This is a genomic window from Pseudoalteromonas sp. ASV78 (genome assembly GCF_047806705.1).
GTDB classification, from domain to species: Bacteria; Pseudomonadota; Gammaproteobacteria; order Enterobacterales; family Alteromonadaceae; genus Pseudoalteromonas; species Pseudoalteromonas prydzensis_A.
In genome coordinates this window covers 1,042,977-1,055,259 of record NZ_JBLOPA010000001.1, presented here as the reverse complement: position 1 = coordinate 1,055,259, position 12,283 = coordinate 1,042,977, and the positions used below count along the sequence as shown (strand labels likewise).

Genomic DNA, 12,283 nt, shown 5'->3' with positions numbered 1-12,283 from the left:
ATAAAATAGCGCGAACGAGTTAGCAGCCTTGCTTAACTGTTAAACATTAGGTTTAATGGACAGATAATAAACGCTGAGTAACGCAGGGATAGCTAAGAACGATAGGCACGCCAATGAAATTGGCTTGCTATAGCTTAGGTCATAAAAAGCCTTTCTCTATAGGTAAAGTCCATAGCATAAACAACACCAACTCTGACACACCGAGCAGGTAGCGCCTCAGTCCAACAAGCGATTATGCAACACAAACTACGCGTCGCATAAATACTAAAATGTTAGCAATCTAGAGAAAATAATGAAGTACAAAGTAGGAATTTTAAGTGTTCTCGTAATATTATTTACGGCTGTAGTGCGAGCTGAAAGCGATCCGCAAAATTTCTTTCAAAACTATACTCGGTTGGGAGATAACTTCGATCTGATGGTGGCAGAGCTATACAATGACAGTGCAAAAATTCATGCATATAGGGTGTATCCACATGGCCTGGAAAGGAATATGGAGTTTACTGGCGCCCAATGGAAGCAGTTTATTCAGAAGGTTATGCCTTTAGCAAAACTGCAAAATGATAAAAGCACATTTTCAGATATAAAGATTTCAGAAGTTGAAGGCGGTTACAAAGTAAAAGCAAACAGGTACTCTGAAAGAAAGTGCTATATGGACACCGGTTACTACATGATTCTGCAAAGGCAGGTCAATGGTAATTTGGCAATTTTTGAGGAGTATATGGAAACCAAGCCATTGTCAAATTGCTAACAAGCAGCGGTAGAGCGACAGCTAACGCTACGCACTTTTTGTGTTAATCGCTGTCGCTCAAACATTAACACAAAATGCGCTGGGCGCTGAGATTGTAGGATTACTCTTTTTAGGAACTTGCTCTACACATTTGACTTGATTTTTTTAACCTTAAACCGAGTTAGTTACTGTGATCTAATAAATATTATTCACCAATGGTAAATCGGTATCGCTCTTTCGTTGGGTAAGGAGTCAAGCCTGACTTATCCTGTCAGAATAAATTCTTGCCCATCAACTAAAATAAGCCACTCAAAGACTTGTAATGCCTTGCAAAACGCCAATTAAGGCAACAGCAAATCCTCTTTTTATATTTTACGTAAAATCGAAGTAACCGATTGAATCAAAATAGCAACTCAGCTATGGTTAATACATCAATAAAAATAAATTAAAAACGAGTTATTCTACAGCCTCGTTAGGGCGCCAGAGCACTCAGTCTATCAACCTTCCCGTAGTTACCTCTTGACACATTAGGTCAGTTGTCCTAAGGTTAAAAATAGGACGATTGTCCTATAGGTTTGAATATTTGTTGGGAGGCGCTTTGGTGGTCAATAAGCTAACAAGGGATCGCATTGTCGATAAGGCAGATCAACTGTTCTATGAGCAGGGATTTGAGCACACATCTTTCGCGCAGATTGCGGAAGCTCTAGGCATTTCCCGAGGAAATTTCTACTACCACTTCAAGATCAAGGACGAAATCCTGGATGCCGTAATCAGTCATCGTCTTGTTCGAACGAATTCAATGCTCGATAACTGGGAGCTAGAAGGCGACACGCCAGCTGATCGTATCCGTAGTTTCATCAATATTCTGGTAATGAATCGCGCCAAAATTAAGCGTTATGGCTGTCCGGTAGGGACGCTCTGTACGGAACTTGCCAAGCTGGATCACCCCGCAAGAAGCCACGCAAACGAGTTGTTTACGTTATTTAGAACTTGGTTGCGCCGACAATTCGAGCAACTTGGCTGTTCTGATGACGCCGATGAGTTGGCAATGCACCTACTCGCTTTCAGTCAAGGAGTAGCGACACTTTCTAGTGCATTCCAGGATGAGAAATTCATTCACAGTGAGGTAAACCGTCTGGACGACTGGTTATCCTCTTTTACAACTGCAACCAACAATCAATCGGAGGTGCTTTAATGTTTGTCGTTCTTTTGCGGTTCTCAGAAAATAAGGATCAGGCCAGTGATTTTATGGAAGGTCATAATCAGTGGATCAGGCGGGGGTTTGAGGATAAGGTTTTCTTGGTAGTTGGTAGTCTTCAACCCGGTCTTGGAGGTTCTGTTCTTGCTCATGGTGAGTCAAGAGAAGCTCTTGAGAGCCGAGTTAATCAAGACCCATTTGTGGCCGAGAATGTCGTTACGGCAGAAATACTTGAAATTGAGCCAAAAAAAGCAGATGAGCGTCTGGACTTTCTTCTGGCCAAGTGAGGGAGTGAGCGATGAACTCTACTGTTCAAGGCCCTGACGGAGAATTGCGTTGCAGCTGGTGTTCGGCTGCTCCTGAGTTCTTTGAATACCACGATAATGAGTGGGGCTATCCAGTTGATGACGATATCAGGTTGTTTGAAAAACTGTGCCTCGAAAGCTTTCAATCCGGCCTGAGTTGGCGAACAATTCTAGCCAAACGAGAGAATTTCCGTGCTGCCTTTGCCAACTTCGATTTCAATAGAGTGGCGAAATACAATGATTCTGATATTGAGCGATTATTGAAGAATGAAGGCATTGTCAGGCATCGCGGAAAGATAGAAGCTGTGATCAACAATGCAAAAAAGGCGATAGAGCTTGTGGCGCAGGAAGGGTCACTGGCCTCTTACTTCTGGCGATTCGAACCAGATGAGGATAGTTTGCCTGAGCCACAGACAGCATCAACTTCAAAGGAGTCCATTGCACTATCGAAGGCTCTGAAAAAGCAGGGTTGGAAATTCGTTGGCCCCACAACCGTCTATGCCTTTATGCAGGCAATGGGCCTTATAAATGATCATTCTGAGGGATGTGTGTTCAGGGCAAAAGTCAAACAGGCACGCAGTCACTTCAGGCGTCCAGGGCGCGTATAATGCCCTAATAAATAAGGATAGGTTGCGCGAAGCCGCAACTTAATCCTATTGTTGGACAAGCCCGTTGCTGATGTTGACACTTATTTATAGTAAATAAATTGATAGGCGCTTTGGTGGACGGCTTGATTGTGTTTTTTCAGGCCGAGTCTGGCTAAGGCTGCGTATCGCTTTAAACAATGTTTATAAAAAACCTTAAAACAAATAACACAGTCTACTTATTCGCCATGTTATTACTTACCTGTTTTTTGCGTATTTACCTCTCTTTTATAGGGTGAATTTACGCATCAGCTTTTGCTGTTACGTTGACTCCTGCTCCTTAGAATAAGAGCACATCCGTGTTTTATATCGTCAGCTCGTTAATGTGATTTTGCCCAATAATATGACGGCCAATACGCGCGAGATACAACGTCATGTGCGCTTTGCAGTGCGGGCAGCACACGGGCGCTTTTACTGTATTTATTAACGGCGGTAGCTGCATCTTAAGCAAAAGCTGAATACGCTGAAGTGTCCGTTTTGCATTGCCATGTAAAAATCCACAGTTACGAGTACGTTGAAAGCCTTTTGGCAGTATTTGCAGCGTCTCTTAACCTCTTTGTGAATAATTCACTAAATTTTTTTTGCACAAAGAGAAGGGAGTGAGCGAAGCTTTGCGCGCTTAGTATTAGCACATCTGTGGCTGTCGGACTTGCTTGCGTCCTGTTACTCAGATCTGACAGTTCAAGTTAAGGCTTATCTACCTAATAATGTTCACCTAATAATAAGTGTAACGCTCAGCACTCGGTACAACACCTTCAATTATCTTTTAATCTTGCCACTGCTAAGTCATTTCAACGTATTGTTTTGCTAGTTAATCGAACTAGACTTTTTATTGATCAAAAGACTGATACACTGCGTATCATAATGGAAATAATAATTAATTAGGTGATCTTTTGAAATTTCGCGTTCTTGTAAGCTGTGTTTATTTTACCTGCGCTGCGGTTATACCTTCGGCATTTGCTGCTAATGTACTCGTAGAGTACGTTGCGATGGAACATGCCAATGAGCAAGTGCAAGCTGTTGGTAATGCAGAAGCTATTCGCTCCGTTATCCTTTACCCTGCAGTGGGTGATAAGGTAACTGCGGTACATTTTAAACCCGGTGATCAAGTAACGGCTGGTGCTGTGCTATTAGAACTTGATTCACGCAGACAAACAGCGGCATTAAACGAAGCGAAGATAAAGCTCGCTGATAGCGAACGTATCCAAACACGGTTACAACAAAGCCATGCTAAAGGTGCGGTACCGCAAAGTGACTTAGACGATGCAAAAACTGTGTACGAGTTGGCAAAAGTCGCAGTCACCAAAGCTGAAACTGAACTACAAGATCGCCAAGTCCGCGCACCGTTTAGTGGCACTATGGGGTTGACTGATGTGGAGGTAGGCGATCGCATCACCACGCAAACTGCCATAGCAAGCATTGATGATACCCGTTCGTTATATATTAATTTTAATGCCCCAGAGTCAGCAATTAGCATGCTCAGAAACAGTGGTAATGTGACTGTAATGCCGTGGCAAGGAAGTGATGCTATCAATGCCAAAGTTGCTTATCTTGATTCACGCATTGACCCACAAACACGTACGCTGCGGGTCAAAGCAAAATTAGATAATGAAAACGCACAATTTTTACCGGGTATGAGTTTTCGAGTACATATAGAAATACAAGGTGAACGTTATGCCGCTGTGCCAGAAGCGGCATTGCTTTGGGGGGCGACGGGTCCGTATGTATGGAAAAGTGTTGAGCAAAAAGCCACGCGCGTTGATGTAAAAATTCAGCAACGTTTAGCTGGGCGTTTATTGGTGTCAGGCCCCTTATTGGAAGACGATATTTTGGTGGTAGAAGGCGTGCAACGGCTTCGTCCAGCGCAAGCACTTGAGTTTGTGCAACCGCTTGCAAACGTGCAGGAGTAGTTGTAATGCAATCACCTATGATGCAAGACCTGCCTTCGATGGCAATTCGCCGCCCAGTATTAATCGTGGTACTCAACTTATTAATTATAATCGCAGGTATTGCTGCTATTGCGGGTGTTGAGGTACGTGAACTGCCAGATGTTGATACACCAAGGATCACAGTATCGGCCTCTTTTCCCGGTGGTTCACCAGAGACTGTCGATACCGAAGTAACCAGTAAACTCGAAGGTGCTGTTGCGCGAGTCAGTGGCGTTAAAACCATTCGTGCGCAAAGTGAAGAAGGTAGCGCACGGATTGTGGTTGAGTTTCGTGCAGGAGTAAACCTTGATGATGCCGCAAATGAAACCCGCGAATCCGTGGCTCGTGTGCAACGGGATTTACCCGAAGAAGTTGAGCGGGTTTCTATTATCAAAGCAGATAACGACGCTGAAGCCGTCGTATCGTTAACGGTATCAAGTGAGTCGTTAGCCCTTGAAGCATTGACGGAATTAGTGGAGGTTGACTTAGCCCCGCAGTTTTTAACTATCCCAGGTGTGGCCGATGTACGCTTAAATGGAGACCGTAAGCGGGTGTTACGGGTACGCTTAGATCCACTTAAATTAACCAGTTTTAATTTAACTGTTCCTGATGTAGCCCAAGTACTGCGCCAAGCGCCATTTGACGTACCGGCCGGTAGTTTAAAGTCAACGGATCAACAAATTATTGTCCGCGCAGATGCAACATCGGTCACAGCAGAGCAAGTGGCTAATATTATTATTCGCGATGGCACGCGGATTGGCGACATTGCAGCGGTGTATTTTGGCCCTGCAGATCCTCGCTCTATGGTGCGCTTAAACGGCCAGCCTGTGATTGGCATGGAAGTGATCCGCCAAGCACAATCAAATACCATTGAGATATCAGATGAAGTGTTAAATTTATTAGCGAAAATGCAAACGCGTTTTCCTGAGCTTGAATTTACCCTGACCTCGGATGACGCCCAATTTATTAGAAGTTCGGTTGATGAAGTGATCTCTTCGTTAGTGCTGACGGTGTTACTGGTAATAATCACGCTATGGATCTTTATTGGCTCATGGCGTGCAACCTTAGTACCGGCATTTGCCATTCCGGTTGCCTTGATTGGCTCATTAGCGTTGATCTGGGCGTTGGGCTTTTCAATCAATATACTTACGTTATTGGCATTAGTGCTTGCCACCGGTTTGATTGTTGATGATGCGATTGTGGTCAGTGAAAACATCCAACGGCAACGTGGTTTAGGCCTTGGCCGCCGTGCCGCCGCAGTGGTGGGCACCCGAGAAGTATTTTTTGCGGTGGTTGCCACGACCGCAGTTTTGGCTGCTGTATTTGTACCAATTGCATTTTTACCGTCAACTGCTGGGCGGCTATTTAGAGAGTTTGGTGGGGTGCTTGCAGGCGCTGTGATCATCTCAAGTTTTGTCGCGTTATCTTTGGTTCCTGCGTTAACGTCTAAACTAAAACTTAAGCAAGGAGGCAAACATCCCTTTGCAAAAATAGGTCACTGGCTTGCTGGCGTATACACTAAAACGATTCATTGGGTGCTTGATCACGCGTGGCTAACTTTTATAGCCTGTGTATTAGTTGCGGCGGGCTCTGGTGCCTTGTATGTTAATTTAGAGAATGAGTTACTACCGTCAGAAGATCGCGGCAAAATTCGTATCTTTGCCCGTGGCCCTGATGGCGTTGGCTTAAACTTTATGGATCGCCAAGCAATGCAAATGGAAGACATTTTATTGCCGTATGTAGAAAGTGGTGAAATAGAATCCATTTATACTGTAGTAGGGCAATGGGATCCGAATATCGTGTTTATCACTGTACCGTTAAAACATTGGGATGAGCGCCATTTCACCCAGCAAGAGATCATTAATAAACTTCGTGAACCATTGGGTAATGTACCTGGCGCAGCGGGGTATCCTAATGGTTCCAATAGTTTAAATTTGCGCGGCCAAGGTGGCGGGATTGAGCTGGCGTTATTAGGGCAAGATTACCTGCAGATTTATAAGGCCGCACAAGATTTTGCTGCACAGGTTGAGCAGACGATCCCATCGATTGATAACGTGCGTATTTCATATCAGCCATCGCAGCCGCAATTGCGGGTTAACATTGATAGACGCCGTGCAGAGGAATTAGGTGTGTCACTGAGTGATATATCAATCACCTTACGTGCTGCGATAAATGGCGATGACATTGCTGATTTAAATATTGGTGACCAATCTGTACCCATTATTCTGCAAGCACAAAATCAAACCATTAAAGATCCTAGTGATTTAGCTAATCTATATGTCAGTGCCGCGAATGGTGGACTCGTGCCATTGAGCAGTGTGGCTACTATTAGCGAAGAAGGCGTTGCCGCAGAGCTTGAACGCCATGCACAGCGCCGTGCCATTGAATTGGATATGGAATTGCCAGAAGATATGAGTATTGCAGAGCTAGTCTCGCAGCTACGCGAGATTGCTGAACAAACCTTGCCAAGTGGTATTAGCTTAGCATTCAAAGGTGAAGCATTGACGTTTGAAGAAACCTCTAATGAAGTGTTTATTACCTATATACTGGCATTTTTAATCGTATTTTTAGTACTGGCTGCACAATTTGAAAACGTAAACAGTGCGGTAGTGGTGATGATCACAGTACCATTTGGCATCACCTCAGCAATCTTAGCGCTGTATCTGACGGGGACTTCACTTAATATTTACTCGCAAATAGGCTTGGTGATGCTAATTGGCTTGATTGCTAAAAATGCGATTTTGTTAGTTGAATTTGCTGACCAATTACGCGACCGAGGTTTAACCGTGCGTAAAGCGGTAGAGCAAGCGGCATTGGTACGGTTAAGACCAATTACCATGACCTTAGTATCGACCTTACTTGGCGCTCTGCCGCTAATATTATCAACTGGGGCAGGGGCTGAGGCACGTAATGCAATTGGCTGGGTGGTATTTGGCGGCTTGTCTTTAGCGGTGCTGTTTACTTTGTACTTAACACCGGTAATTTACTTGGGCTTAGCGCGCTTTACCACTCCTCGTGGCGATGAAAGTAAGCAACTTGCGCAGGAGCTTGATAAAGTACAGTAAATCACAATTAAAATAGCCTAATTAACTATTTATCTTTGAAAAATAAGTTAATTAGGCTCACACTTGGGAAAGCTATCCCCAACAGGTTTTTTTATGCAAGCCGAACAAGTAGAAATCGCGCAGTTTTTAGCACAACACCCACCTTTTGACAGCCTGCCGAACAAAGCACTCAATGAGCTCGCGCAGCAGGTTGAAGTCGCCTATTTTAGAGCACACACCGATATTTTATTATTTGGTCAAGATATTGCCGATCTTTATGTGATCAGAAGCGGCTCTGTTGAAATGTATCGCCGTAATGGGGAGCTTGATAATCGTTTAACTACAGCGGGTATATTTGGTCAAATGGGGTTACTGATGAATCGCAAGGTTCGTTTTCCAGCCAAAGCACTTGAAGATACATTGGTGTATTGCATTAATGTTGAACTATTTAATCGCTATTGCGACGAATTTGATTCATTTGCCGACTATTTTGAAACGGATGGTAATGTTCGTTTACATCAGGCCATTGTTGAACAAGCCGATGGTAATGATTTAACCACAGCAAAAGTAAAATCGCTGATCCACCGTGATGTGGTGACAGTTAATACTGATTCAACGGTGCAACAAGTTGCCCAGCTTATGACCGATGAATCGGTGTCATCTGTTTTAGTGACTGATAGTAGCAAACCTATAAACGACGACCCAGAAGAAGATGATGGTCAAGTTGTGGGTATTATCACAGACAAAGATTTACGCACCAAAGTCATTGCCCATGGCCTTGCATTTGATACCCCCGCGCATACGATAATGTCTACAAATTTGGTTTTATTAGATGCTAATGCCTATGTTTTCGAAGCCGTACTTGCGATGCTACGCGATAACTTACATCACTTACCGGTGGTGCAAAAACGTCGTCCAATTGGGGTTATTTCTCTTTCTGATATTTTACGCTATGAATCACAAAGCAGCTTATTGTTAGTGCGCGGCATATTGGCGCAGCAATCTATTGAAGATTTAACACACTATGCACGGCAACTGCCGAATGTGTTTGTACGGATGGTAAATGAAGATGCAAACTCGCATATGATTGGCACGGCAATGGCTGTGATTGGCCGTACTTTTAAACAAAGGTTGCTGGTATTAGCGGAAGAAAAGTATGGGCCACCTCCGGTTGCATACTGTTTTATCGCATTAGGCTCAATGGCGCGGGATGAGCAACTGATTGTGACTGATCAAGATAATGCACTGATTTTAGATGATGATTATGATGATGAACTTCATGATACGTATTTTCAAAATATTGCCGATTTTGTTTGTGATGGTTTAGCTCAATGTGGTTATACCTATTGTGATGGCGAAATAATGGCGTCATTTAAAAAATGGCGAAAAACACGCGCACAATGGTTTGAGCAATTTGCTCAGTGGATTGAGCAACCTAAACCGCAAGCCTTATTAAATAGCTCCATATTTTTTGATTTAGACGGTGTGTGGGGGAAAACCAAATGGGCCGATGAGCTTAAAATATTCATTGCCAAACAAAGCAAAGTTAATCGCGTATTTTTAGCTAATATGGCAGCCAATGCTCGTAACAGAACCCCGCCATTAGGATTTTTTAAAGGCTTTGTTATGGAGCACAACGGCCAGCATAAACGTTCTATGAATTTAAAGCGCAGAGGCACAGCGCCGCTTTCAGATGTTATTCGGGTTCACGCATTGGCGGTTGGCTCACGTAAGCAAAACTCGTTTGAACGCTTAGAAGATATTATTGAAGCCAAGTTGTTACCGCAAGGCAAAGCACAAGATTTGCGAGATGCGCTGGAATATATTGCCATGATGCGGATCCGTCATCAAGCGTGGCAAATTGAACAGGGAGAAGAACCTGACAACGATTTAGACCCTCATTTATTATCGCCTTTTGAGCAGCGTAACTTAAAAGAAGCTTTTGCAATTTTAGAAAAAGCACAAAGCTATTTGAAATTTAGTTATTCAGCAAATGCTGGGGTGAAGTAATTTATGGCTTTCAAAAAGCAAACAATGATTGATTGGGCAACACGTTATAAAAATTTATTAAGTGGCGCTCAAAATGACACAATCAAACGCTTTTATGGAGCTGCTTTTAGCGATAAGTTCGCAGCAATTAAAGATGTGCCCTTTGTTGCAATGGACTTTGAAACAACCGGTTTAGATAGCACCAGTGATGATATCGTCAGCGTTGGTTTAATTCCTTTTAATTTACAGCGTATCTATTGCAAAGATAGTCGTCACTGGGTTGTCCGCCCTAGGCGTAATTTTAATGAGGGATCCATTGTTATACATGGGATCACGCATTCAGAAATTGACGATGCACCGGATTTTAATCATATTATTGAGCCATTATTGCAAGCACTCAGTGGTAAGGTTGTTGTTGTACATTATGCCGCAATTGAGCGCCACTTCTTAAATACTGCACTGTTACTTAGGCTTAACGAGGGGATTGACTTTGCCTTGGTTGATACCATGGAAATTGAACGCAAAGCCCTAAAAGCGAGGCAGGGTTTGCTAGGTTGGTTATTTAATTCTAAGTTAGGATCGCTTAGATTAGGTGATTGTCGCCAGCGCTATTCATTACCTGTGTATAAAAACCATAACGCACTCACTGACGCATTAGCAACGGCTGAACTGTTACAAGCACAATTGAGTCACCATTACCGAGAAGATACACCGATCTCGCAGTTATGGAGTTAATTAGCTTGCTTAAATAAAAAACGCCGCAAATTTGCGGCGTTTTGTTATTTTACATAGCGTGTTATTTAGCTGGTAACGGCTCAGTTCTCAGGCCTAAAATAAGGCTTAAACACATAAACAGCAAGACAATTGTAAATGGTAAGCCGGTAGAGACCGCACCTGCTTGCAGTGCTTCGATTGCTTGTGTACCACCAATCCACAGTAGCGCAGCTGCGATAGCGCCTTCAATAGATGCCCAAAATATGCGTTGTGGTACTGGCGCATCGATTTTCCCGCCAGCAGTGATAGAGTCTATTACTAATGATCCTGAATCAGATGAAGTGATAAAAAACACTAAAACTAATAGCACAGCAATAACAGACAAAATATTAGCCATAGGTAATTCATCTAGCATCTGAAACATAGCCATCGGGACATCGGTTAACCCATTTAGACCAAGTGCGCCAATACCATTGACTACTTGATCAATTGCAATACCGCCGTAAATTGACATCCATAATACTGTAACCAATGTTGGAATAAGTAATACCGCAATCAAAAATTCACGAATAGTACGACCACGCGATACGCGAGCGATAAACATGCCTACAAACGGTGACCACGAAATCCACCAAGCCCAGTAAAATACAGTCCAGCCATGCATCCATGTTTCGTCTTCACGGCCATGTGGGTTACTTAATGGAATGATATTTTCTACATAACCCATAAAGGTTCTAGGAATATTACCCATCGCAACAGCAAAGCCAACTAAGCAAACAAATACCAATAAGGCAAAAGCTATTAGCATGTTGATATTACTAAGGAGTTTTACACCGCCATCGATGCCACGTATAACAGAAATAACAGCCAGTAGGGTGACGCCAACAATAACGAGTATTTGTGAGCCAATGCCACCTTCGAGACCAAATACGTGGTTTATCCCCGCAGACGCTTGCTGAGCGCCTAAGCCCAATGAGGTTGCCAAGCCAAATAAAGTTGCCAGTACCGCTAAAATATCAATGATATGACCAGGCCAGCCCCATGCTTTATCGCCCAAGATTGGGTAAAAAATTGACCGAATAGACAGTGGTAAGCCTTTGTTATACGCAAAGAATGAGAGTGATAAGCCAACTACAGCATAAATAGCCCAAGGGTGCAGGCCCCAATGGAACATAGTCGCCCCCATAGCCAGCTTTGCAGCTTCAGGGGTGTTGGGGGTTACATTCAGTGGTGTTTCGTACCAACCAGTAAAATATGCAACCGGTTCAGCGACTCCCCAAAACATTAAGCCAATACCCATGCCCGCGGCGAATAACATCGCGAGCCATGACACACGATTATATGCAGGCTTAGCATCACTGCCTCCTAAACGGATTTTTCCGTAAGGAGAAACAATCAGTGCTAAACAAAAAATAACGAAGAAGTTTGCAGCCCACATAAACAAGGCATCAAAATTATTAATTATATCGAGTTTCACACCATCAAGTGCTGCTTTTGCAGTTTGTGGATCGGTAGCGAGAATGGCGATTAAAAAGATGACAATCAGGCCCGCGCTAATGCCAAAAACAGGATTATGTATATCAAACCCCCATTTTTGCACGTTATCCTGACCTACGGTGTAATCCGTATTGTCGATACTATACTTGTCATGATTATCCTTCATGCAATACCTCTTTTGTTGTCCTAACAAGCTGCTTGTTACCAGCAACATACCTAATTTAATTAGTCTAAGTA

At 43.4% G+C, this 12,283-nt stretch carries 9 protein-coding genes; 8 read left to right on the top strand and 1 reads right to left on the bottom strand.

Annotated features, from left to right (window positions below; all coding sequences use genetic code 11):
• Nucleotides 1–292: 292 nt before the first annotated feature.
• From ACMVDV_RS04825 to ACMVDV_RS04790, 8 genes are all read left to right on the top strand, one after another.
• Entirely contained in the window at nt 293–748 is a 456-nt protein-coding gene (locus ACMVDV_RS04825) for a hypothetical protein (RefSeq protein ID WP_416157380.1), read from the top strand.
• A gap of 580 nt (nt 749–1,328) precedes the next feature.
• Nucleotides 1,329–1,922, top strand: a complete 594-nt coding sequence (locus ACMVDV_RS04820) for a TetR/AcrR family transcriptional regulator (RefSeq protein WP_416157379.1) — start codon at nt 1,329–1,331, stop codon at nt 1,920–1,922.
• On the top strand, nt 1,922–2,212 hold the full coding sequence (locus ACMVDV_RS04815) for a YciI family protein (protein ID WP_416157378.1): 291 nt from the start codon (nt 1,922–1,924) through the stop codon (nt 2,210–2,212). The genes ACMVDV_RS04820 and ACMVDV_RS04815 overlap by 1 nt, the downstream gene beginning before the upstream one ends.
• Before the next feature lie 11 nt (nt 2,213–2,223).
• Complete coding sequence (locus tag ACMVDV_RS04810; protein WP_416157377.1) at nt 2,224–2,838, top strand: DNA-3-methyladenine glycosylase I; 615 nt, start codon at nt 2,224–2,226, stop codon at nt 2,836–2,838.
• Between the two features lie 929 nt (nt 2,839–3,767).
• Nucleotides 3,768–4,784: an efflux RND transporter periplasmic adaptor subunit gene (locus ACMVDV_RS04805; RefSeq protein WP_416157376.1), complete on the top strand. Its 1,017-nt coding sequence runs from the start codon at nt 3,768–3,770 to the stop codon at nt 4,782–4,784.
• A 5-nt stretch (nt 4,785–4,789) separates the two neighbouring features.
• The gene (locus tag ACMVDV_RS04800; RefSeq protein ID WP_416157375.1) at nt 4,790–7,867 is read left to right on the top strand and encodes an efflux RND transporter permease subunit; all 3,078 of its coding nucleotides are present in this window, start codon (nt 4,790–4,792) and stop codon (nt 7,865–7,867) included.
• Between the two features lie 93 nt (nt 7,868–7,960).
• Nucleotides 7,961–9,856, top strand: a complete 1,896-nt coding sequence (locus ACMVDV_RS04795) for a DUF294 nucleotidyltransferase-like domain-containing protein (protein WP_304183205.1) — start codon at nt 7,961–7,963, stop codon at nt 9,854–9,856.
• A 3-nt stretch (nt 9,857–9,859) separates the two neighbouring features.
• Nucleotides 9,860–10,570, top strand: coding sequence for a 3'-5' exonuclease (locus tag ACMVDV_RS04790; protein ID WP_416157374.1), 711 nt, complete (start codon nt 9,860–9,862; stop codon nt 10,568–10,570).
• A 61-nt stretch (nt 10,571–10,631) separates the two neighbouring features.
• Here ACMVDV_RS04790 and ACMVDV_RS04785 read toward each other — a convergent pair whose 3' ends face one another.
• Complete coding sequence (locus tag ACMVDV_RS04785) at nt 10,632–12,212, bottom strand: BCCT family transporter (RefSeq protein ID WP_416157373.1); 1,581 nt, start codon at nt 12,210–12,212, stop codon at nt 10,632–10,634.
• Nucleotides 12,213–12,283: the final 71 nt, after the last annotated feature.

Excerpts from the sequence above, each read along its gene's own strand:
- ACMVDV_RS04795 (WP_304183205.1), top strand. The coding sequence starts at position 7,961 with ATGCAAGCCGAACAAGTAGAAATCGCGCAGTTTTTAGCACAACACCCA.
- ACMVDV_RS04785 (WP_416157373.1), bottom strand. The coding sequence starts at position 12,212 with ATGAAGGATAATCATGACAAGTATAGTATCGACAATACGGATTACACC.
- ACMVDV_RS04815 (WP_416157378.1), top strand. The coding sequence starts at position 1,922 with ATGTTTGTCGTTCTTTTGCGGTTCTCAGAAAATAAGGATCAGGCCAGT.
- ACMVDV_RS04790 (WP_416157374.1), top strand. The coding sequence starts at position 9,860 with ATGGCTTTCAAAAAGCAAACAATGATTGATTGGGCAACACGTTATAAA.
- ACMVDV_RS04800 (WP_416157375.1), top strand. The coding sequence starts at position 4,790 with ATGCAATCACCTATGATGCAAGACCTGCCTTCGATGGCAATTCGCCGC.
- ACMVDV_RS04810 (WP_416157377.1), top strand. The coding sequence starts at position 2,224 with ATGAACTCTACTGTTCAAGGCCCTGACGGAGAATTGCGTTGCAGCTGG.
- ACMVDV_RS04825 (WP_416157380.1), top strand. The coding sequence starts at position 293 with ATGAAGTACAAAGTAGGAATTTTAAGTGTTCTCGTAATATTATTTACG.